This window comes from Aquitalea aquatilis (genome assembly GCF_005155025.1).
In the GTDB taxonomy this organism is placed as follows: domain Bacteria; phylum Pseudomonadota; class Gammaproteobacteria; order Burkholderiales; family Chromobacteriaceae; genus Aquitalea; species Aquitalea aquatilis.
Window position 1 is genome coordinate 3,295,405 of sequence record NZ_CP039731.1, and the last position, 20,197, is coordinate 3,315,601.

Here is a 20,197-nt window from a genome sequence, read left to right on the forward strand (position 1 = left end):
CAATCAGTCACTCCAGCACCAGCTAAAACCGCCAATGGTACGGTTGTTAATTTGTAAGAATACATTGAAATAAATATCAACATTATGTGAATAATGGTGAATTATAACCGGGTTTTTGCCAGCTCGCCTGCTCTTGTCAATGATCAAACGCACCGTTGGCGTTGCTTGTGACGCTAAGGGATTCTGCCCGCAGGGGAGGTGTGGCCCTACGCGCTCTGTCAGGGTGATTCCAAGACGTCCGGGCCGCCAGCAAGACCCCGACCCGACGCACAGCCCCAACCGGTTCAGAGAGTCGAAGCCATCTTAGCTGAGGGTTCGCCGGTGAGCTATGCGCTCTTGCTTGTGCTGCCGCCGCCATTTGCAGTACCAGCTTGGTTGCACAGCCTTATGCCGTAAGTCTAGATGCAGCCAGCAAGTCACCGGTTCACTTAACCAGGCTCATTCAGCATTCATCCTGCTGCCACAGTCCACGCGTGAACTATGGTCCGACTGGGCTTCATCTGAAAGCCAGTCAGCCACAGCTGATCAAGCGCTGGATCAGCACCCATCACCGAATGTGCGACTTACTGCAACGTTTGGACTGATCTGCGTAACTACACACCGACTGGCCACGCAAATCATCAAGGGTCGCTTGCTTATGCATGCTCAATCTCGCATACAAGTCCATTACGGCGCTGCGTGCAGGATCTACCGCTCGCAATAACCACCAGTCGCGTAGCGTGTACTCACACATGCGTTATCAATCACTGCGCACCAATCACAATCGCTAATTTGACATAATATATATTGTTTACGGCCTCAGAAAGCCCGCTTCCTGCGGCGCTAGTCAGCGTCGGTAGGGATAGTAGGGTCATCATCATCAGCCCCCCTATTGCCGCTATTGCCGGCACGAAAGCGCGGCCGCCCTGCTTCTCTCGTGCCTGCCTGAAATCCCGCCAAACCTCCCGTTTTTCCTCGCTTTTTTCACGTTCTTCTTGTGCTGCCGCGATGATTCTCATGGGGTCTATGCCTAGTGCTTTTGCCACTACAAGACAGTGGTAGTCGTCCATTACCGACCCGCCTGCCATGTACCGACTTATGTTCTGTTGATTCGTTTTTAACGCTTTTGCCAGGGCGTAATCCGATTCCACTCCTAGCTTTTCTTTTGCTTCTTTCAGGTAGTCGATTGATTTCTTCATTCTGCCCTCCTTCTACATAGGCTTGTGTGCAACATAGGACTGTGTTTATAGTGCACACAGACTTATGTGTAGTAACTGATTTGTGTTGATTATAGAGGAGCAGACGACATGCAAGTAAAGCAAAAGCTCTGTGGCGCATGGCGCAAACATGGTCATGTACTCATGTCCTGCTCTCGCGGCTTCTTTGTGACTGGTGCCGGCTTTGTGATTCGCCGCATCCCTGCAGTTGTGCGTCGTGCTGTCAAGCCGCTGGTTTACCGCCTGCAAAAGCCGCACGTTCCCTTTTCTGGTGAGTATGCGCCGACTCATAACGCTCGTTTTCTGGGCTGGATTTATCGCGCCCATGACTGCGTTTTCTTTATGCGCATAGGCCGAGCCTATGGCCCCTATTTTTGGCTTCCTCGCCTCTCTCGCCGGGTGGCCTGACATGTTTGGCCCTGACCGTCACCAGATTGCAGCTCTTATCAAGGCTGCTCTTTCCACTGCCACCGAACCGGCTCATCGCTACCGGCTCTGCAAGGCACGTATTGATATTTACCCCTGCATCCCTTTCTAAGGAAATCGCCATGATCATTTATGAGGTTGACTCCACGCTGGTAACCGAGCGTTCCGGCAAAACAGAAGCTGGCCGTGAATGGAAATCACGCGAACAGAAGGCTTATGCCAATCTGTTTGATCCGGCCACCGGCCAACTGAAACGCTATCCGGCTGAAACCAAGCTTCGTCTGCAGGATGGCCAGCAGCCCTACGCGCTGGGCTTCTATGTAATGTCGCCTGCCTCGGTCTATCTGGATCGTTACGACGCTCCGGCCTGCGATGTGCAGCTTGTCACTTATGACGAATATATGGCAATGACTGCGCCGGCTTTCTCCAAACTGTTCCCGCGCAATCAAGCTAAGCCTGCTGCGGTGTAATCATGAATACTGCGCCCAATCTCCCGGAAATCATGCCTCACAGCCCCATGTTTTGGGGCTGGCACCGTGTTCAATTTGCCGACCTTACTCTGTCGGAAAAAGTCGAGCTGGAGCGGTTGGGCGCTGACTTCTTTGAATACGCTCCTGAGCAGCTGGCGATTTACCGCACCCCTAAGGGCTTGACGTTCTTAACCCCTATTGAGTTCGTAGAGGTCTGACATGTCCATTGCCAAGCTGCTCGTTCCGAACAAGGCCTATCTCAAGCCGTTTTTGGCTGGCCTGCCGTCTGCACTGTCTGACGACATCGCGGATGAATGGAATGCGCGCCTGGCTAAACCGGCTACTGTGTCTTCATGGCTCCGTAGCGCACCAGCCAATAGCTGGCTCAAATTTACGACTGAGGCAATCCGTTCTATTGGCGTGCCTCGTTCTCTCTACCTTGATGAAGCTGATATCGATGCAAAGGCAAAGGCGTTATCTCGGCATACAAGTTGGTTGCGGCGGACCGGCGCTTCACTTGCTGACGTACAAGCGTTGGCCGGGCTCTACCATCTTCACCTACCGGACTGGACAAAAAAGCCCCACACGACAGATTCAGTCTGGGCCCGTGCCTGTGACTTGGCATTCTGGAAGCGCCAGATTAGGTCGGTTCATTCTCGTCTTGCTGAGCGAGGAGCCATTATTGCCGGACGTGTGCATAATCGCGCCGGACTATACGCCTCCGATGATCAAGTAAAGCGCACCATCCAGCGCAAGAGACGTTCCGCTCAAGTCCTCGCCAGTCAGCTCGTCATCAATGAGCTTGGCCAGGAATACAGTCTGGCCGATCTGGCCGCACTCTCGCCGGCAAACCCGCTTATCCGCCGTGCTGAGTTGATGGTTCGCCTGCGTGGCTTTGAAACCATTGCTAAGCAGGAGGGCCATGCTTGTGACTTCTTCACTATTACATGTCCCGGTAGCTATCACCCCCGTTTGTCCAAAACTGGACAGCTCAATCCGAACTATCAGCCGGGCATTGGCCCACGCGAGGCGCAAGCACATCTTCAGAAAGTCTGGTCGCGTGCTAGGGCAAAGCTGCATCGCAAGGGTATTCGTATGTACGGGTTCCGGGTGGCTGAGCCGCATCACGATGGAACGCCGCATTGGCACATGGTCTTGTTTTTCAATGAAGGGGACCGCCGTGATATTCGTAAAGTCCTGCTCTCTTATGCACTGCAGGTCAATCCATCCGAGCGAGGTGCATGGCGACGCCGCTGCACTTTTAAAAAGATTGACCTGCTCAATGGCTCTGCCTGCGGCTACGTCGCCAAATACATCTGCAAGAATGTGGATGGTCGCAAAGCCGACTCTCTTGCCTTGGGCGAATTCGACCATGAGTCAAATCCCAATAATCCGGCTCTCCTACATGAAACAGCCATTCGTGTTGAGTCCTGGGCAAAGTGGGGTATTCGCCAATTCCAGCAGATAGGCTGTGCGCCGGTTACCGTCTGGCGCGAGTGTCGTCGTCTTGACGCTACTGAGCAGCGTCCCGAGCTAGCCGACATTATTACCGCGACTCAGGCCAGCGACTGGGCCGGTTATGTGATGCTCCAGGGCGGCCCGTTTGCCTCCCGTAAAGAGCTGGCTGCCGCACTCTACTGTGAGCCTGTCACGAATCGCTATGGCGAGGACGCTTCTACCATCCGCGGCGTCGATGCGTATGGCGTCGTTGCCATTTCCCGTGTCCATGTTTGGACTGTCACATCCGCTTTGTATGGGTCTGCAAGCACAAAGGCGCTAGCAGATCAGCGGCAGTGCGCCCCGCAGGGGCGTGCTGCTGATGGCGCGAAGCGCCCTTGGACTCGTATCACTAACTGTACGCAACCACAATCCACCGGGGATAGGGCAATGCACCGTGAAGCCCTCATGGATGAAATGGATTCACTCCACAACCCTGAATTTAATGGGTTATTTATTCATCCTTTCCCAGATTCGATTCAATAACGGTATTGCTAATATGCATAAATTCAAATTGTTTATGTTTATCGTTTTCTCTGCTATGGCTATTTATGGCACCTACAAAATGGGAAAAGGGAAGGATGTGAAATGAAAAATGTTTTTTTCTTTTTGGTTGGTATTTTAATTTCCGGCGTTGCTTGTGCAGCAATTTCTCTCTATGCACCTTCGCCAATTGATATGTCTACTCCTCGTCAAGCTCAGGAAATCCCATATCAGCACCGTGCAGCTCCTGATTATCAGCAGCAATATCAGCAGCAGCCCATTTATCGTCGTGATGCTTCATTAGCGTTTTAATTATGAATGCTTCTGACGTTATTGCATCCGCAACTGTATCCATGCCGGTCTCTGCGCTGGCTGCAATGAATACAAATGAGCTTGTTGTTCTTTGCGTGATGTTTATTAGTTTTTGCTTTGGTTATCAGTCAGGGTATACACGATGATAACCATGGCCACAGCAGACATGGGTACTGTTGCCCTGTCCTTTGCCGCCGTTTGGGCGGTGGGGTTTTTAGTTGGCCTTTCTACTCGATCGGCTAAACAATTTCTGGAGAAAATACTATGAAACACTTCGACACTGCTCGCCGCTTTGGCTCCCGTATCGCTCTGGCTGCTTCTGCTGCTTTGGCTTCCGGTCTTGCAATGGCTGATGCTCCGACTCTGCCTGACCTGACCACTCAGGTCACTGCTATGGGTACTCAGGTTACTACTCAGGCATCTTCGCAGGCGGGCGCTGCGGCTCCGTATGCCCTGTACGTGGCTGGTGCCCTGATGATCTTCGGTTTGGCTAAAAAGTTCTTTAAAAAGATCGGCTAATAGCTTGATGTTTCAGCCCTTGCTTTCGGGTGAGGGCTTTTTATTTAAAAGAGGGTCAATATGTATAAATTCATACGGTATTTTCAGCTTGTCTTAGCCTCTGTCTTTATATCTATTTACCCTGTTTATTCCTACGCCACAGCATTTCCAGTTATTCAGCCTACTATTCAAGTTAAATTCCCTACTATTTATCCAAGTTCTTCCAATATGCCTTCTGGCGGTAATCCGGGTACTCAGGGTCAGTCCGCTGCCGGTGCAGCCGTTGGTGCTGTAGGTGCTGCATCTGTTGTGTGTTTTCTAGCATCGCCATCACCTTGCAATCCTTCCGTTGCAGTGGCTCCATCTGGTGTTGTTACTCCTCCCGGCTGGGTTCCTCCATCTTCTCCGACTGCTGCGCCTCAGCCTCCGGGTTCCGTCCCAACACAGGGCCCAGTTTCATGGCAACCCGGTGGTGATTCGGCAAATGAATCTGAGGCTTGCGCTAAGGTTTCTGCTTTTCTACAGGCTCATAATGCACCTTCATCAACATGCACTGTGGTTGGTCGCGGTGTAATTAATTATTCTAATCACGATTTTTACCTTTCTACTTATGGTGGTGATTCCTGCCCTGCTGGATACAAGGCTAATTCGTCTTCATCTTGCTCATATGATGTTTCTGGTGCTTCTGGTGCTGTTCAAAAGCCTGCCGGTACACCTTGCCAAGTTTTAACTGATGGTGGTTCTGTCCATTGGGATACTGCTAACCCTGCTTGTGCTGATCCCGGTGCTGGTCCCTTCTGGACAGATTCTGACGGCAATAAAGAATCCCTCAGCAATGGCACCTTTTCTGTTGTTTCATCCGACGGCAAAAATAAGGCTGATATAGGTCCAGTATCTGGAAATACCTTGCCCATTATTCAGACAATAACGGCAATTGGTGCTGATGGCCAGACACATACTTTCACTAGCAGTACTTCAGTTGATTCTACGGGAACGGTTACCAGTCAGAGTTTTACTATCGATGGGAAGTCTGTTACTCAGGATGAGTACAACAAAACCGTGGCCGGAAATCCTCCGAGTACGTCAATGGAAGATTCTAAAGCTAATACAAATACTGGCACTGGCTCCAATGCATCCGGAACAACTTCAACTGGCGGGGCTTCGTCTATTACTTGCCAGCAAGTTGGTACTTGTGGGGTGGCTCAAGAATCTACGCAAACTGGCATTTTGGCCACAATTAAATCAATTTATGATGCAATAACTGGCGCTTCTGCGAATACCAATGTCGATTCAAAACCTGATTATAATCCTCGTGATCCTGACGTTAGTGTATTCAACGGCCTGACATTGCCGTCATTAAATCTTGACTGGATTATGCATTTATTTCCTGATCCTGTTTGTACCGATATTAAATTGGATGTGCCTTTGGCTCTTGACGGTCACACCAATAAAATGGTTATCCCGATATGTGAGCAATTGCCGTGGCTTCGTACTGTTTTTGGTTACGGCTGGGACGGTATGACGGCTTTAACAATTGCCAATATGTTTATTCGGACCCGTGCCGATGGAAAAGTAAATCCCTCTTGAGGTGTTCAAATGCTTAAGTTCTTTGATTATCTCTTTTCCAAGCTGTCTGGCTTTTTTTTGGACATTCTTGCCAAGTGGGGCGTTAAAAATGCAAAGATTGTTGCTGCTAGGCTTGTTGTTTTAACTGCGCTCCTTGCTGCTTTTGTTGTTTTTCAGCAGACGATTCAACTCCTTATTGTTGCCCTCATTCATGCGCCTAATTCGCCTATTTGGCAGGCTGCAGCTTGGACTGTGTTGCCGGATAGTGCGCCTTCCTGCTTGTCGTCGCTTATTACGGCAAAAATAGCGCAGTGGGGTTTCTTGTGGTTATCGTGGAAGTACAAAGAATTGAATAATTCCTTGCCCATTATTTGAGGTGTGACATGTCCGTTTATTTTGTTGAGGGCCATTTGGGTGGGGGGAAGTCAGTTCAATGTGTAGGGCGTTTGATTGCCTATGCTGAGCAGGGCCGGCGCATCGCTGGCAACATTGATATTAATCTGGATAAGCTTTGCCAGGACAAGCGTTCACGTCAGAGCTATATTCGTATCCCTGACATACCTACGGGCGATGATCTTAAAGCGCTTGGTCGTGGCTCGGAAAGCCGTGCGGAGGATACGTTTGGCGCTTTGGTGCTTGATGAATGTGCTGTGTACTTGAATAGCCGTAACTGGCAAGACAAGGGCCGGCAATCGATCATGGCTTGGCTTGTCCATGCCCGTAAATATCGGTGGGATGTGTTCATTATCATCCAGTCTGTCGATGCCTTGGACAGCCAGATCCGCAAGCTACTGCATGAATACACGGTTGATTGCATGCGCCTGGACAAGCTCACAATTCCGTTTCTTACGCGCTTGACTGGCATTAAGCCGCCTAAGCTTTTTGTGGGCCGCGTCTACTATGGACGCATGAATCCGCCGATTCGTTCGGATACCTGGTATGCCCTTGGCTGGCGGGCATTTGAGTGTTACGACACTGAGCAAGAAATTATTGATCAGGATGTTCCTCGGTGGGGTGGTGATGGCTCGTATTGCATGCTGCCGAATTGGCATCGTGTTGGCCGCTTCTTGCCTGCTAAGCGCTCGTACCTTGGTCTTTTGGATGACACTATGCAGCAGTGCTTTTTGTGGTTTATGCGTCTTTGTATGCTTCCCGTTTATCTGCTTAACGTTGGCAATTTGCGTGGTAAGCAAAAAACAAGTTACGCAATTGACTGAATGTCAATAATGCTATTTTCGTGCCAGCAATAAAAATACACAAATGCAACACTCGCGCGCGACTGGCGGCGTGGAATTTTTGCCCTTCGTGATTGTTTAGGCCGCAAAGCGCAATGATGCGGCAACTTTCCGTCATCGGGCCGCCACGAGTGAAGCGCTGTCAGCAGCATAAGCCTGCCGCCGTTGTCCACAGCCGGGTGCGAGACGCTTTTTGCCTTTCCCCCTTGCGGGGAAAAAATGATGACTGAGGAGGTAACGCATTGAAGCGAGGTGTGTGCATGTGGGAAAGCGGTCGCGTTAGCAGGGCTGTTGTCAGCCTGTGTGCAACTTGTGGTCAGTTGACTGTCCACGGGTTGTGCATGGGCTGTCACCAGTCCTGCTGACCGTCTTTTCCATATGTACACACCCCCGTAGGGAGCCAGTGCGAACCGACGTAAGGCGAAGGTTTTTCCCACTGCAAGCGAGACCTTTTCGACTTGTAACCTTTCGAGTGCCCGGCTGTGGTCAACGGTGGCGTTTTGGCGTTGCTGCTGACAGTGCGTAACAAGTGGGCGACGGCACGATGTCGGAATGATGCCCCCTGACGGAATGTAGCCAGGCGGCCGTTTAATTTCAGTATCCACGGCTGATGCAACTCCTTCCGTAAAGCCGCCAGCCGCGCGCGCCATCCTTGTTGCAGACTCCAAAAACCTTGCTCATTTGAATGGCCACTACAAACCCGGCCGGGACGGCCAGCCCCTAGGGACCCATGACCGGTGTCTTGTTCCGGTCGTGGGGTAGGGGGCCTTAACCGGCGTTTTGTGCCGGTTTAGGCGGTGCAGGTCACCACTTGAACAGATCATTCAACATCAGGCCGAACCGGGCTTGTCGGTGGCAATTTTCGCGGTAGAACTCCCGCTCCATCATCAGTCGTTCAATCAAGTCTGCTTGCTCCTGGGCAAGTTTGTGCGCTCGTCGGTACTCCGGTATTTTCATGATGTCGTCCGTTAGTATTGCTCCCCAGGGCGACGTTATCCTGTCGCGCTCTATGGCAAAACCGCTCAAGGGCTTCATGCGCTCCAGCTCCTTTTTCTGCTTAAGGCACAGCCAGATTGCCTTAGGTACGGGTACGGCTCCAGTCTTCCATTGCATCCACTCGTCAACACTGACGCCCAACTCTTTGGCGCTCTTGTTGTCGTCAGCGCTAAACATCAGCTTGGCCAGTTCCATTGCGTTGCACTTGAAATTGGCTCGCGGGTTTAATCGTTTCAACATGTCGATCACGAAAAAATAAAGCCCCGTTGAGGGCGGGGCTTGTGATGATGTGCGGATAATTTAGGCTGTAAATGGCTGCAAACTGTTGGATGTTGGCAACATAGTATTTCTACTTACGTCCTTTCTGCGACGTTTGCGTGATTTGACATAATATATATTATGCGAACTTACGGAAATGGCTCAGAAGGCGGCGACTACGTACAAATACTATGTTGCCCTGCCGCAACACATTTGCAATGCAAAATGCGTGATTTACAGGATTTACATTGCCAGCCCCACGACCATCGTGGGGCTTTTTCATTTGATACGACCATGAGAAAACCACTCGCACCCACCACCACATTCGAGTGCGACAAGCTGGAACTGGCACGGCTACTGTTCAGTCACGACCGCAAGGCCAGCGCCGCAGAACTTGGCGTAACTGTTCGCCAATGGAGCGCATGGACAACCGGAGCTAAACCCGTACCCCGACACGTATGGCTTTACCTAAAGCAGAAAAAAGACATGGAAAGACTCGGAGACTGGCAGCATGTCCAAATCGACCGGAATCGCCTTGTTCTTCCATGGGGTGAAAAAATCGGCCTGGACGAATTGGCTTTAATACGGGAATACCGGCGCACCCACCAACTCGCTCAGGAGCAAGCCGACCTGATCGAACGCCTGATGATGGAGCGCGACTTTTACAAGGAAAATTGCCACCGTCAGGCCAAGTTCGGACTAATGCTAAACAACCTGTTTAAGCCTTCTTAGCGGCTTCCCTAGCCCTAAGGCTGGCTGCGTAGCGCTGCAAAAGCTCATCTGTCGGTATCGATGGCAATCTCAGAACTTCATGACCAGCATCTCTAAGTGTCTTGTCGCGATCTGCATCCCTGTCCTTTTTGCTGTCATGGGAAGGATCGTCCAGCTCAACAACAACGACAACGGAAAAGTCGGCGCGGCAGATGACAAAATCAGCTGCTTTTCTCGAGGCAAAATTGTAATAAAGATTATCGTTTTGCCGCTTGGTGCCGCCAGTGGCACGAAGAAGCTGCCCCAAAGAAACCTGTGCCAGCACTAAAAAATCAGGCTGCAACACGCTAACAAGCTTCTGATAGCATTCCTGCTCACTTTTACTAAGCAATGCTGACTTAGCAAGAAGCTTGGCATTGCCGTAATTCGCTTTCTTCTTTTCAGGCTGAGCTGTATCTGGTGATTTTTTCTTGGCTTGAGAAGCCGCAGCTGCAATGACAGCAATCAGGACAATGACAACAATAAGCGCAAACATAAAAACCCCTCTGCTATGACGGAAGGATTCTAACCCGCGCCGCCTAAGACCGGCCAGTTTGCCGGTCAAGGCCCCCTACCCCACGACCGGCACAAAACGCCGGCCATGGGTCCCTAGGGGTACGCCGTCCCGGCGAGGCTGGCCAGAGCTGGCAAAGGCGCATGGTTTTGAATGTCTGCAATGAAGGTGGCGGGATGACAACTGCCGCGCAAGGGCAAGATTCGTGACCGCCCGGGTGTGACTCGCCGGCGCCCAGTCACACGAGCTGGGTCACAAAGCTGTCCAGGTCGGTGACTGACCAGGCACCACAACACCTGGCCAAGTCACAACTGTGACTGCTCGATTGTGACAAACGCCTGGTCAGTCACGCCGGCTGAGTCACGGCGACGCTGCATTCTCTTGCGACATGCCGCATTGGCCAGCGATGCACGGCCAGTCAGCTCACGACCGCAGCCACAAAAACAAAGGCGCACAGAGGATACGGGACGAGATAGCGCAACAGCCTGCGCCATGATGATGGCCATCGGAATGGGGACACCATTGCCGACAGCGCGATAACGGCCAGACTGGGTAAAGCTAGGAAGCTCAATGCCATCACTCAAGCCCTGCAGGCGGCAAAAATCCAGCCAGCCCCGTCTATCCATCTGACCGCCCTCCGAAGCAACGCAACACGGCTGGGCATCAGCAATACGCGGCAAGCGAACTGGGGAAATCACATGGCCATGTTTATGGCCAAACTGAAAATGGCGCAGGCGATTTTGTGACAGGCCGCACTCGGAAGCATTGATATCCAAGCGCTGATGCGAATAACCGGGAATAACGACATCAGGAACACCGGATACGTTTTCCATCAGCCACCACGTAGGCGAAGCCTCGAGAACGACACGCTCAAACTCAGCAAGCATTTCAAGACCATAACCAGAAGGCTCAGAGCGACGAGCTCGGGAAAAATCAGGGCATGGCGGACCACCGATCACGCCATCAAAGCGACCCGGCACAGTATGAAACCGGCGTATATCACCACCAGTCAGCGGGTCCGGCCCACGAACAACAGAAAAACCAACCTGCTCAAAACCAGTGCCAAACAGGTCTATTCCCGGAAAGATCGACAGCACCAGCTGTGACAAAGCCGCATTGCGCGCATCCTGGACGATCACAATAAGCCCTCCTTTTGAAGAAGTGTGACCCAGCTGCCGTGACTTGTCCAGAGGCAGTCACACCAGGTCAGTCACATCAAGTCTGCTTTTTGGCAGGTTGCACGGCCTTGGAGTGCGGACGAAGCGCATCGAAGCGGTTTGCCTTAGGATCAGCATCATCCATGTCATTGATGGCCAGCCGCTGGCCAGCGTCAGGATGGCCCTGCTGCTGAGCGATCTGAGTCTGCTGGTTTTGCTGCACTGGCGGATTGTTGGCGCGGCCCCATGGGTCCACTGGCCATGGCGTGACGGTATGAGGCTTGCCCTTGCCATCCAGTCGCTTAATCAAAATGAAGTCGCCCCGGTATTCATAGCCGTAACCATACGCCTGCAGCTCGGTTAGCTTGATCTGCTCACGGACCTTATACGAGTCGTCCATCAGCTCTATCAGGCCCTGTTCCTTCCGGCCCATCTTCATGAACGCGGCCAGCCGTGGCCTGTACTTGTTCATCATCCCTTCCAAGTAATCGACAGGGTCAACACTGGTGGCTTCCAGTGCTGATTGCAACGTACCGACCGCCGACCCCTTACCAACGTCCTTGGCTTTGTCCTGCGCAGCGGCCGCGGCCCCAGCGGTGGTGGAAGCTGGCGCAGAAGCTGTTTGCACCGCTTTGGTGTTGATACCGAGCGCCTCGCCTGCCGGCTTGTGGAACAGACCCCAGACGTAATTCACTGCAAAGCACAGCACAAGAAAGGCCACTGGCAGGCCGAAGCGGATGCCTGGCTTTTTGAGGATGTTAGCGCGGTCGTCTTTCAGGTTGGCTTTATTCTCGACCCCGTCAGCGTGTGACTTGTAGCAGCCGAATTTAGCCTTGTCATATTTGCGGATACCGCTGGACACCTTGCTGAATTTCTTAGGCCCGACGCGCTCTTGCATGGTCCACTGATACCGACTATCCGCACCAATGGACGACATCTTCTGAAAGTAGACCAGCCGCTGCACCCGGTCGCGCCAGAATACGTGGATGTTGCCCATTGCTTGACCGCACAGCACCACGTCAATGCCTCGCTGACCATGCTGAGTGATGAATTCAATCTGCGCAGGATTGAGCTTTTTGCCCTGGGGATGGAAATCCTGCACTTCATCGAAAATCACCAGACCATCATTTTTGGCATGCTCGTGAATGTCGGAGGACTTGTCCCAATCAATCACCGTAAGTTGAGCAGCAACCGCATCAGGGTCTAATTGATAGCATTCAGCGATTTTGGCCGCATCCGTACCCTTGATATTCGTGACAACATGACGGCCAGCCTTTAAAGCCGGTACGGCCATTTCATGTATCGCTTCCCAGCTTTTACCGGAACGCGGCAGACCTTCATGGAAAATAATCATGGTGTTTTATTTACACAACAAAATTGATTAATATTGATTGGCACGAAATATGCATTATTGACAATGCAATTTAAATTACCACTGAAACAAAGTTAATACCTTGCGCGTCAGTCTAAATACATAACCAGCGCCAATGAGTGACAAGCCAGCACCCAATCCACACGCACCTAGCAGCCACATGATTGAGCTATCCATTCCAGTGAATAATGAATTAAGACCGCCGCCCAATTTAACCGGTAGCGAAAGCATATTGACTACAAACAAAATCAAATTAAGTATCAATTTGAATATCATCACAAAAACATCAAACAGCATGTCTTTTAATGCAGTGATGCATGCCACCAAGAAATTCCAGCAATTCTGAAAGAAATTAGTCATGTCAATTATCCACCGCGACACGGAATGCAAAGAATCCGCACACTACCAAAATAACAATAGAGGCAATAGAATAAACATTATATGCAGTTGGCGTGCAGAACTGGTCTATTTCAATACCGCCGATTGAAAGGCCCATAATATTGACGACAGGTATTGTCCAAGTCGGGCAAGAGCCACCCGCCAAACTGACATCAAAGAAGCCAGTCACACTAGAAACCAATGCAGTGTTTTTAATTGAATTAGAAAAGTCGGAAAGTGCCGATTGAGCCGTATCTGTTGATGGCGTATATAAACGCGGAACTTGAACAACGGTCGTAAAGTTTTTAATGAAGTCGGAAAAGCTAGTTTGAATATTACCTACCTGCGTTCCAACATCCTTTAATGTGCCATCTTGAGCTACGCCGCAAGTATTTACATCGGAGCATGTAATTTTAGTTTGCGGAGTACTACCACCTACTGTTGTAGTTCCAGATGCATTAGAACCAGTTCCGGCATTAGTATTGGCTTTTGAATTTTCCATAGAGGTGGTCGGAGGCGGACCCGCTAAGGTTTTATTATATTCATCTTGGCTAACTGGATGACCATCAATTGAATAATCTTGAGTCGCGATATTTCCATAACTATCAATAGTCGTCGTACTCTTGAAATCATGGAGTTGACCTGTCGAATCAGGGCCTGTCAAAGTTTGAATAATCGGCAAAGAATTGCCAGCAGCAGGGCCGACATTGGTTTTATTTCTACCATCAGATGAAACAACGGACAACGTCCCATTATTCATGGATTCCTGGTTTCCATCCGAATCGGTCCAGTACGGACCCGCACTTGGGGCAGCGCAAGCAGGATTGGCAGTATCCCAACGCACAGAACCACCATCAGTTAAAACTTGGCAAGGCGTACCGGCAGGCTTTTGAACAGCACCGGAAGCGCCAGAAACATCATAGGAGCAAGAGCCAGATGAATTAGACTTATATCCAGCAGGGCATGAATCACCACCATAAGTAGAAATGTAAAAATCATGATTAGAATAATGAATTACACCACGACCAAGCACAGTACAGGTGGATGAAGGCGCACTATGAGCTAACAGGAAGGCAGTAACCTTAGCGCAGGCCTCAGATTCAGTTGCCGAATCACCACCCGGCTGCCATGAAACAGGCCCTTGCAATGGCACAGACCCCGGAGGCTGAGGTACGGCTGTCGGAGATGGCTTAACCCAGCCGGGAGGCGTAGCGACCCCCGAAGGACCAGTAGCAACACTAGACGCGCAATCGACTGACAAGCAGACGGCAGCAGCAGCAGCACCAACAGCGCCTGCAGCTATACCCTTGCCATCATTAATTGAGCCAGTACCGCCACCGCCAGAAGGCATAGATGAAGCATTCGGATAAATGGTAGGGAATTTTATTTGAATTGTTGGCTGAATAACCGGAAATGCCGTGGCATACGAAAAGGCCGGCAATAGCAGCTGCATCGCAACAAATAACGACAAGAGAAAACGCCGCATCATCACCCCCTCAGACCCTGAATAATCACCCAGGCGCAGAACATGCCCAGCACGATCGAACCAAAGAACCAAATCATCTGATCTCACCCCCGGCAAGCAAGAAGACCTCGCAAAACCTATTTCCGTTACTGTCACAATAAAAAAAGGGAGAGCCGAAGCTCTCCCCCATGCCGAGAGCTAGCGGCTTACTTGCCCAGCATCGACATCACGGTGCGGAAGCCCCACTTGGCGACACGCGGCAGGAAGACAACAGCGGCGATAGCGCCGATGCCGGCCACGATGCTGGTGGCGTCCACAGCGCTGGTAATGGCGGTGTAGTCAGTAGCAGCGGAAGCACCGGCAGAAGCGATAGCAGCAACCAGACCAGCAGCAATGAGGGAAACACGGTTAAAGCGCAGAGAAGTGTTCATCACGAAAATCCTTATTTTGAAGGTAGAAAAGAAATAATTGCCCCGTAACCGTACGCGACGAGGTAGCACGTCATTACCAGACCAAAGCCCCAGCCGAAGCCCTGCTCAATCTGATTTTGATCTGCTGCCCATATATTCCCGGCCGCCATCACATTGGCGTAATCCGTGGAATCCATAAGCAGGTAAGACTGGCACTGCGCAGGCGGAACCGATAAAGCGGTTATGGTTCCATCCTGATTAATCTGGATGCATTGGGCCATTACGAGCCTCGCGAATCATCACGATCCGAACCGCGATCAAGCATGCTCATAATTTCGTAATAGGCCGTCTTGACGACATCGACAGAGAACACAGCCAAGGCCATTACCGATATACCAGCAACAGCACCGCTAGCCGCAGCATTCAAATATCCAAGCAGTACTGAAAAATCCACAGTTAAGACTCCTCATAAAATTTAGTGACATGGAATTGATTGCCAAGAAAATCACGAGCAGTTTCAACAGCGCTTTCCGCATCTTCGAATCGGCCAGCTTCACGCAATAACTTAGTGAAGCCAACGTCGCCCTGATACGGACACAGAAACAGGCCCGAATCGGCGTCCTGGACAATCCAAACGGGCCGAATCATGTTATTGACCTTGCGGCTTTACAGCAGCCGGAGCAACGGCCGGAGCAGCAACACGCGCAACCGGAGTGACGGAAATCAGAATGGTTTTGGTTTGCTTGCCGTTAGTCGTCATTTCCAAAACGCAGTCAGCCTCAAACGGGAACGGAAGCGATTTGATCTTCTGGAAGTTTTCCGAAGTCCCCCACTGATATTCAGCAGCAGCAAAGCCAACCGCATTGCCGGACTGCTCATTCATGGGCGTTTCAACAAACACTTTGGTGTTGTCGTATTTAGTTCCTTCAACAACATCGTTAAAGAACTTGGCACCCATTACTTTCATACGCGTATCGAATTGCATGATTTAATCTCCAGTTGGCAGTTTCCCGAAATTCACCACGCTGCCCAACGTGGTGCAGGTGAATTAAACGAACGAATACTCCGGCATCAATGCGAATTCATCGTCATCGTATGCAGCACGGTCTAGCTTATGAATGAAATCTTGATTGCCTAAATCACACGATACGTTCGCGAGTTTCAAGCGTTGTGGGTAACCAGCATCGGGACGTTCCAGTTGTTTAACGATCTGCTCTACAGACCAACCAGCAATGTCCTTCATGTAATTAATCAGGCGACCGACTTGGATAGCACCATAGTGGATATAGTGGTCAATCGCGTGACTCTGCTCTTTCATCAAGCAGTCAATGCGCTGAGGCGTTTTTAAGCCTTTAAAACGCTCAAAAGCAGGATATGCGCCAGCAAGATAGCTGCCAGCATTCAAGAGCATTTCAAACTTTAATACCCGGTCTATATTCTTGAATTCAACCTCGACCCTGACCCAATCAGAAGTCTTACAACCCTGTTCTTTACCTTTTTCATAAATACGAGCGAATTTGCCGTTAACCCGCTTTCCAAGATAAAAGGTGCGGCCAGAACCATCAGGACGCTTCCAATCGCCACGCTGCTCACAGTAAGGATGACGGCCACCGCAATTGAACCGCCCAGCGTCATAATCAGCAGCAGCCAGATCAACGGTGTAATCACCCACGAAATCGTCGTAAGCAAGATCGACACGAGTAAGGCGAGGGTTTTGCGCTTCAGTAGTGAGGAAGTCATAGAGCCGTTTTTCCCATCCTTCATGAGCAGCCAGCGCACCAGCACCGGTGATTTGAACGCAAATTGTGTTTCGCTGATTACCGCCGTAGTGCAGGTTGCCGTAGCAGACATCCTCCTGACCCAGCACCCACGACTGTTTGTAGAAGTGCATCCCCTTCGGACGCTGGTGGCTCACACCGAAGCCGAAAATCTGTTCCAGCTTTGCGGACATGGCCATGACGTGTTCCAGATCGGAGACCAGACGCGCACCGGCAATGACTGAGCAGGTCGTTTCGTGACAGGTAAACGAAACTTGGTCGACGTGGGCCAAGTCATCGCCCCAACCATGCGCACGGATGACCACTTCTTTAGTAATGCCCTCGTCGAGTACCAGGGTGATGGTTTCGAGGTCTTGGCGTCCCTCAGTCATCCTGGCGGCTTCGAATTTGGGCTTTCCCCCCGTGTTACAAAGGGGGGGGGCTGCGTCGGCGCGGCGCGCCTCCTCCGTCGGACGACGACCGCCGCCGACGCGGCCGGCCACTTTGCCCAGGGCATAAGCCACATCCGCATCACGCTGGACCTCACCGAACCGGCCGTGCGGCAGGTTCATCCAGTACTTGGCGTCATACACCACTTCATTGAACGGTTTAGCCGGGAACATGGCCGCAATACGTGCGTCGAGTTCGTCCCAAGTCATGGGACGGAACTGGTGAACCTCAGGAGGACGATTGCGCTTAGCCATGACGAACAATCCAGACAATACGTGATGCACCGCAGCCAATCAGCAGGCCGGATGCGAAGGTGAGGAGGAGGAAGGCGGACATATAAGGAATCAACGCTGAATAAAGCGAGAACCACGGCACTTGGAACAAACGGTGCGGATTACTCGACAGCTAAAAAGGTTGAGACCACTAAACAAAATAACCTCCTTATAGCCAAGGCCACGACATCTAGGGCATTTCACAAACTTAGACATATCAGCGCCGCCCCTCAGGAACGAGGAAGAGCACGAACAAGCCGACGGAGGTCAAACCAGCAACCGCTCCAATGGCAAGCAGGGGCAAAGTAGGAGTACCCGGATACCCGGCACAAATAAATGCCAAGGCCGACAAGAACAAAAATGGAGTGGCAGAGTAGATCATGTCAGGCCAACCTTTCCAGCTTGCTGGCGCAGTAGCAGTAGCAACGAACGCAGAAAAAAATAAGCAACGGCATAACCGCCAAAATAAGGCCGGTAAACATACCGAAACCGAAAGGCGGAACTAGGGCGATCACAAACAATGCCGAACAGAAAGTCGAAAGAACCGGGAATAGAGCCATGCCGATGACGTAGCGCATGTCAGGCCACCCGCAGCACGAAGCCAGTGCGGCTGATCAAAACAGCAGGGCAGGACGACATGAACACGTGGCCGTGAGCCTTCCAGCTGCCACAAACCTTTTGCTTTACTTGCATGTCCCGCCCTCCCCTATAATTCGCTACAGCGATGGAACTAACTACAACCCTGTAAGTACTCTAACAACAGGGGTGTAATCACTACAAGGGTGTAGTCAATGAAGGCATCAATCGAATACTTGAAAGAAGCGAAGGAAAAGCTAGGTTGTGAGACCGATTACCAACTAGCCAAGGCTCTAAAAACGTCCACAACGAACATCAGCCGTTACATGTCAGGCGAAACGCTAATGGACGATTTTCATTGCCTCGTTGTCGCAAAATCACTGGGAATTGACCCGATGAAAATCATTGCGGCCGCACAGGAAGAACGAGAAAAAAACGAGGAAAAACGGGGGGTTTGGCGGGATTTCAGAGAGGCACGGGAGCGGGAGAAGGGCCGCGCTATCGTGCCGGTGATGGCAGCACTGACCGGCCTGATGATGATGGCAATGGTGACAATCCCACACCTAAGTGAAGCGACTGGATTTTACAAAACCAGTCATTATGCGAACTAACGTAAATCGCGGAATTGAGCACAAACCATGCTCTTGCAATGGTCATATATGGCTTCTCACCCGACTGGCTGGCCGTTACCATAGTTGGCTTGACCCACCGCACTGAAAGACAAGCATCATGCAATACCGCAAGTTGGGCGACACCGATATCTCAGTCAGCGTGATCGCTCTGGGCACCATGACCTGGGGCGAACAGAATACCGAGGCCGAAGCACATAGTCAGATCGATCTGGCGCTGGAGCACGGCGTTAACCTGATTGACGCTGCCGAGATGTATCCGGTACCGCCACGGCCGGAAACCCAGGGCTTGACCGAGAGCTATATCGGCAGCTGGCTGAAAAAATCCGGCTTGCGTGAGCGCATTGTGCTGGCCAGCAAGGCTGTTGGCCCGGCGTCCGATCCCAAGCGACCAAGCCACTTTCGTGATGGCAAACCGCATTTCGATCGCAAGAACCTGACCCAGGCACTGGACGACAGTCTGCGTCGGCTGCAAACCGATTATCTGGATCTGTATCAGCTGCACTGGCCGGATCGCACCGCCAATACCTTTGGCACACTCGGCTTTCCCTGGCAGGACGATCCGGATGGCAGTACGCCGATCGAGGAAACGCTGGCCATTCTCAAGGAGTTCATTGATGCGGGTAAAATCCGTGCCATTGGTTTGTCCAATGAAACGCCCTGGGGGTTGGCTCAGTTCCTGAAAGCCTCGGAAAATCTGGGTTTGCCACGCGTAGTCAGCATTCAGAATCCTTACAGCTTGCTCAATCGCCTGTTCGAAATCGGTCTATCCGAGTTCAGCCGGCGGGAAAATATTGGTTTGCTGGCTTATTCGCCGCTGGCTTTTGGTGTGTTGTCCGGTAAATACCTGAATGGCGCGCGGCCTGCTGCGGCGCGCTTGACGCTGTTTGAGCGCTTTACCCGCTATAGCAGTGAGGGCGCGGCCCTGGCTGCGCAGGCTTATGTCGATCTGGCACAGCGCCATGGCCTGAGCCCAGCCCAGATGGCACTGGCTTTCGTCAATAGCCGCCCTTTCGTGACCAGCAACATTATTGGTGCAACCACCCTGCCCCAACTGCAGGAAAATCTGGACAGCATTCATTTGACGCTGGATGAGGCGCTTACGCAGGAGCTGGAGGCGATTCACAGCCGCATGCCCAACCCCTGCCCTTGAGTTCTGTTTTGCCAGACGTAAAAAAGCCCTGATTTATCAGGGCTTTTTCTTGAATAGTCGTGCCTATCCAGCTTACTCGATGTCTTTTTCGCGCTGATACAGGGCGTAGCTGAAAATCGGCCAGCCGGATGCCAGCGCTTGTTCCAGCGTCAGTTGTTGCGGCTGCCAGTGTTCCGGCTGTTCGTCGTCGAATTCGCCGAACACGTCGTACAGGGTGGCGGACAGTACGTCATCCAGTTCGTCGGCGGATTTCATTTCCACCACGATGAAGTCGTACATTTTTTCCCATTCGCTGGAATTGCGCATCGGGATCTTGAAGAACACCATACTGTTACTCCTGTTATCAATGCGGGCCGCAAGGCTGCGACCCTGCTTCA

General features: G+C 51.5%; 26 protein-coding genes. 12 read left to right on the forward strand and 14 right to left on the reverse strand.

Annotation, left to right across the window (positions count from 1 at the left end):
* Positions 1–743 precede the first annotated feature (743 nt).
* On the reverse strand, positions 744–1,178 hold the full coding sequence (locus FAZ30_RS15405; protein WP_137009771.1) for a hypothetical protein: 435 nt from the start codon (positions 1,176–1,178) through the stop codon (positions 744–746).
* 108 nt (positions 1,179–1,286) lie between these two features.
* On the opposite strand from FAZ30_RS15405, the gene FAZ30_RS15410 reads away from it, so the two are divergent.
* The 9 genes from FAZ30_RS15410 to FAZ30_RS15450 all read left to right on the forward strand — a co-directional run bounded on the left by FAZ30_RS15410 (position 1,287) and on the right by FAZ30_RS15450 (position 7,665).
* Complete coding sequence (locus tag FAZ30_RS15410) at positions 1,287–1,604, forward strand: hypothetical protein (RefSeq protein ID WP_137009772.1); 318 nt, start codon at positions 1,287–1,289, stop codon at positions 1,602–1,604.
* A 140-nt stretch (positions 1,605–1,744) separates the two neighbouring features.
* On the forward strand, positions 1,745–2,092 hold the full coding sequence (locus tag FAZ30_RS15415; RefSeq protein ID WP_137009773.1) for a single-stranded DNA-binding protein: 348 nt from the start codon (positions 1,745–1,747) through the stop codon (positions 2,090–2,092).
* 2 nt (positions 2,093–2,094) lie between these two features.
* The gene (locus tag FAZ30_RS15420) at positions 2,095–2,310 is read left to right on the forward strand and encodes a hypothetical protein (protein ID WP_137009774.1); all 216 of its coding nucleotides are present in this window, start codon (positions 2,095–2,097) and stop codon (positions 2,308–2,310) included.
* Between the two features lies 1 nt (position 2,311).
* Positions 2,312–4,075, forward strand: coding sequence for a replication endonuclease (locus tag FAZ30_RS15425; protein ID WP_137009775.1), 1,764 nt, complete (start codon positions 2,312–2,314; stop codon positions 4,073–4,075).
* 102 nt (positions 4,076–4,177) lie between these two features.
* A complete protein-coding gene (locus tag FAZ30_RS15430; RefSeq protein ID WP_137009776.1) occupies positions 4,178–4,384 on the forward strand; it encodes a hypothetical protein in 207 nt (68 codons plus the stop codon).
* 264 nt (positions 4,385–4,648) lie between these two features.
* The gene (locus FAZ30_RS15435; protein ID WP_137009777.1) at positions 4,649–4,903 is read left to right on the forward strand and encodes a hypothetical protein; all 255 of its coding nucleotides are present in this window, start codon (positions 4,649–4,651) and stop codon (positions 4,901–4,903) included.
* A 60-nt stretch (positions 4,904–4,963) separates the two neighbouring features.
* Positions 4,964–6,469, forward strand: coding sequence for a hypothetical protein (locus FAZ30_RS15440; RefSeq protein WP_137009778.1), 1,506 nt, complete (start codon positions 4,964–4,966; stop codon positions 6,467–6,469).
* A 9-nt stretch (positions 6,470–6,478) separates the two neighbouring features.
* Positions 6,479–6,823, forward strand: a complete 345-nt coding sequence (locus tag FAZ30_RS15445) for a DUF5455 family protein (protein ID WP_137009779.1) — start codon at positions 6,479–6,481, stop codon at positions 6,821–6,823.
* Between the two features lie 8 nt (positions 6,824–6,831).
* Positions 6,832–7,665, forward strand: coding sequence for a zonular occludens toxin domain-containing protein (locus tag FAZ30_RS15450; protein ID WP_137009780.1), 834 nt, complete (start codon positions 6,832–6,834; stop codon positions 7,663–7,665).
* An 822-nt stretch (positions 7,666–8,487) separates the two neighbouring features.
* Here FAZ30_RS15450 and FAZ30_RS15455 read toward each other — a convergent pair.
* Entirely contained in the window at positions 8,488–8,874 is a 387-nt protein-coding gene (locus FAZ30_RS15455; RefSeq protein WP_137009781.1) for a hypothetical protein, read from the reverse strand.
* Positions 8,875–9,162: 288 nt separating this feature from the next.
* On the opposite strand from FAZ30_RS15455, the gene FAZ30_RS15460 reads away from it, so the two are divergent.
* Entirely contained in the window at positions 9,163–9,669 is a 507-nt protein-coding gene (locus FAZ30_RS15460; RefSeq protein ID WP_137009782.1) for a hypothetical protein, read from the forward strand.
* On the opposite strand, the gene FAZ30_RS15465 is transcribed toward FAZ30_RS15460, so the two are convergent.
* From FAZ30_RS15465 to FAZ30_RS15510, 11 genes are all read right to left on the reverse strand, one after another.
* Positions 9,656–10,183, reverse strand: a complete 528-nt coding sequence (locus tag FAZ30_RS15465; RefSeq protein ID WP_137009783.1) for a DUF2726 domain-containing protein — start codon at positions 10,181–10,183, stop codon at positions 9,656–9,658. The genes FAZ30_RS15460 and FAZ30_RS15465 overlap by 14 nt on opposite strands.
* 323 nt (positions 10,184–10,506) lie before the next feature.
* Positions 10,507–11,340, reverse strand: a complete 834-nt coding sequence (locus FAZ30_RS15470) for a DNA cytosine methyltransferase (RefSeq protein WP_168190862.1) — start codon at positions 11,338–11,340, stop codon at positions 10,507–10,509.
* Between the two features lie 76 nt (positions 11,341–11,416).
* On the reverse strand, positions 11,417–12,712 hold the full coding sequence (locus FAZ30_RS15475) for a zonular occludens toxin domain-containing protein (RefSeq protein WP_137009785.1): 1,296 nt from the start codon (positions 12,710–12,712) through the stop codon (positions 11,417–11,419).
* A 75-nt stretch (positions 12,713–12,787) separates the two neighbouring features.
* Positions 12,788–13,090 (reverse strand): DUF2523 domain-containing protein, encoded by a 303-nt coding sequence (locus tag FAZ30_RS15480; protein ID WP_137009786.1) that lies wholly within the window; start codon positions 13,088–13,090, stop codon positions 12,788–12,790.
* Position 13,091: 1 nt separating this feature from the next.
* Positions 13,092–14,690, reverse strand: a complete 1,599-nt coding sequence (locus FAZ30_RS15485) for a hypothetical protein (RefSeq protein ID WP_205676605.1) — start codon at positions 14,688–14,690, stop codon at positions 13,092–13,094.
* Between the two features lie 89 nt (positions 14,691–14,779).
* A complete protein-coding gene (locus FAZ30_RS15490; RefSeq protein WP_137009788.1) occupies positions 14,780–15,004 on the reverse strand; it encodes a hypothetical protein in 225 nt (74 codons plus the stop codon).
* 11 nt (positions 15,005–15,015) lie between these two features.
* Positions 15,016–15,264, reverse strand: coding sequence for a hypothetical protein (locus FAZ30_RS15495; protein ID WP_137009789.1), 249 nt, complete (start codon positions 15,262–15,264; stop codon positions 15,016–15,018).
* On the reverse strand, positions 15,264–15,437 hold the full coding sequence (locus FAZ30_RS20440) for a hypothetical protein (protein WP_168190863.1): 174 nt from the start codon (positions 15,435–15,437) through the stop codon (positions 15,264–15,266). Before FAZ30_RS20440 ends, FAZ30_RS15495 begins: the two co-directional genes overlap by 1 nt.
* Before the next feature lie 195 nt (positions 15,438–15,632).
* Positions 15,633–15,968 carry a hypothetical protein gene (locus tag FAZ30_RS15500; protein ID WP_137009790.1) on the reverse strand — a complete coding sequence of 112 codons (336 nt, stop codon included), beginning with the start codon at positions 15,966–15,968 and terminating at the stop codon, positions 15,633–15,635.
* Between the two features lie 63 nt (positions 15,969–16,031).
* Positions 16,032–17,444, reverse strand: coding sequence for a replication initiation factor domain-containing protein (locus FAZ30_RS15505; RefSeq protein WP_137009791.1), 1,413 nt, complete (start codon positions 17,442–17,444; stop codon positions 16,032–16,034).
* A 401-nt stretch (positions 17,445–17,845) separates the two neighbouring features.
* The gene (locus tag FAZ30_RS15510; protein WP_137009792.1) at positions 17,846–18,040 is read right to left on the reverse strand and encodes a hypothetical protein; all 195 of its coding nucleotides are present in this window, start codon (positions 18,038–18,040) and stop codon (positions 17,846–17,848) included.
* A 213-nt stretch (positions 18,041–18,253) separates the two neighbouring features.
* Here FAZ30_RS15510 and FAZ30_RS15515 point away from each other — a divergent pair, with 213 nt between their 5' ends.
* Both FAZ30_RS15515 and FAZ30_RS15520 read left to right on the forward strand, forming a co-directional pair.
* Entirely contained in the window at positions 18,254–18,649 is a 396-nt protein-coding gene (locus FAZ30_RS15515; protein WP_137009793.1) for a helix-turn-helix domain-containing protein, read from the forward strand.
* A gap of 118 nt (positions 18,650–18,767) precedes the next feature.
* Positions 18,768–19,820, forward strand: a complete 1,053-nt coding sequence (locus FAZ30_RS15520; RefSeq protein ID WP_124641027.1) for an NADP(H)-dependent aldo-keto reductase — start codon at positions 18,768–18,770, stop codon at positions 19,818–19,820.
* A 72-nt stretch (positions 19,821–19,892) separates the two neighbouring features.
* On the opposite strand, the gene FAZ30_RS15525 is transcribed toward FAZ30_RS15520, so the two are convergent.
* Entirely contained in the window at positions 19,893–20,147 is a 255-nt protein-coding gene (locus FAZ30_RS15525; RefSeq protein WP_124641025.1) for a hypothetical protein, read from the reverse strand.
* Positions 20,148–20,197 lie beyond the last annotated feature (50 nt).

Excerpts from the sequence above, each read along its gene's own strand:
- FAZ30_RS15500 (WP_137009790.1), bottom strand. The coding sequence starts at position 15,968 with ATGCAATTCGATACGCGTATGAAAGTAATGGGTGCCAAGTTCTTTAAC.
- FAZ30_RS15505 (WP_137009791.1), bottom strand. The coding sequence starts at position 17,444 with ATGGCTAAGCGCAATCGTCCTCCTGAGGTTCACCAGTTCCGTCCCATG.
- FAZ30_RS15510 (WP_137009792.1), bottom strand. The coding sequence starts at position 18,040 with ATGCGCTACGTCATCGGCATGGCTCTATTCCCGGTTCTTTCGACTTTC.
- FAZ30_RS15525 (WP_124641025.1), bottom strand. The coding sequence starts at position 20,147 with ATGGTGTTCTTCAAGATCCCGATGCGCAATTCCAGCGAATGGGAAAAA.
- FAZ30_RS15405 (WP_137009771.1), bottom strand. The coding sequence starts at position 1,178 with ATGAAGAAATCAATCGACTACCTGAAAGAAGCAAAAGAAAAGCTAGGA.
- FAZ30_RS15515 (WP_137009793.1), top strand. The coding sequence starts at position 18,254 with ATGAAGGCATCAATCGAATACTTGAAAGAAGCGAAGGAAAAGCTAGGT.
- FAZ30_RS15435 (WP_137009777.1), top strand. The coding sequence starts at position 4,649 with ATGAAACACTTCGACACTGCTCGCCGCTTTGGCTCCCGTATCGCTCTG.
- FAZ30_RS15455 (WP_137009781.1), bottom strand. The coding sequence starts at position 8,874 with ATGGAACTGGCCAAGCTGATGTTTAGCGCTGACGACAACAAGAGCGCC.
- FAZ30_RS15410 (WP_137009772.1), top strand. The coding sequence starts at position 1,287 with ATGCAAGTAAAGCAAAAGCTCTGTGGCGCATGGCGCAAACATGGTCAT.
- FAZ30_RS15495 (WP_137009789.1), bottom strand. The coding sequence starts at position 15,264 with ATGGCCCAATGCATCCAGATTAATCAGGATGGAACCATAACCGCTTTA.
- FAZ30_RS15475 (WP_137009785.1), bottom strand. The coding sequence starts at position 12,712 with ATGATTATTTTCCATGAAGGTCTGCCGCGTTCCGGTAAAAGCTGGGAA.
- FAZ30_RS15520 (WP_124641027.1), top strand. The coding sequence starts at position 18,768 with ATGCAATACCGCAAGTTGGGCGACACCGATATCTCAGTCAGCGTGATC.
- FAZ30_RS15415 (WP_137009773.1), top strand. The coding sequence starts at position 1,745 with ATGATCATTTATGAGGTTGACTCCACGCTGGTAACCGAGCGTTCCGGC.
- FAZ30_RS15465 (WP_137009783.1), bottom strand. The coding sequence starts at position 10,183 with ATGTTTGCGCTTATTGTTGTCATTGTCCTGATTGCTGTCATTGCAGCT.
- FAZ30_RS15430 (WP_137009776.1), top strand. The coding sequence starts at position 4,178 with ATGAAAAATGTTTTTTTCTTTTTGGTTGGTATTTTAATTTCCGGCGTT.
- FAZ30_RS15420 (WP_137009774.1), top strand. The coding sequence starts at position 2,095 with ATGAATACTGCGCCCAATCTCCCGGAAATCATGCCTCACAGCCCCATG.
- FAZ30_RS15425 (WP_137009775.1), top strand. The coding sequence starts at position 2,312 with ATGTCCATTGCCAAGCTGCTCGTTCCGAACAAGGCCTATCTCAAGCCG.
- FAZ30_RS15445 (WP_137009779.1), top strand. The coding sequence starts at position 6,479 with ATGCTTAAGTTCTTTGATTATCTCTTTTCCAAGCTGTCTGGCTTTTTT.
- FAZ30_RS15440 (WP_137009778.1), top strand. The coding sequence starts at position 4,964 with ATGTATAAATTCATACGGTATTTTCAGCTTGTCTTAGCCTCTGTCTTT.
- FAZ30_RS15480 (WP_137009786.1), bottom strand. The coding sequence starts at position 13,090 with ATGACTAATTTCTTTCAGAATTGCTGGAATTTCTTGGTGGCATGCATC.
- FAZ30_RS15450 (WP_137009780.1), top strand. The coding sequence starts at position 6,832 with ATGTCCGTTTATTTTGTTGAGGGCCATTTGGGTGGGGGGAAGTCAGTT.
- FAZ30_RS15460 (WP_137009782.1), top strand. The coding sequence starts at position 9,163 with ATGCGTGATTTACAGGATTTACATTGCCAGCCCCACGACCATCGTGGG.
- FAZ30_RS15490 (WP_137009788.1), bottom strand. The coding sequence starts at position 15,004 with ATGAACACTTCTCTGCGCTTTAACCGTGTTTCCCTCATTGCTGCTGGT.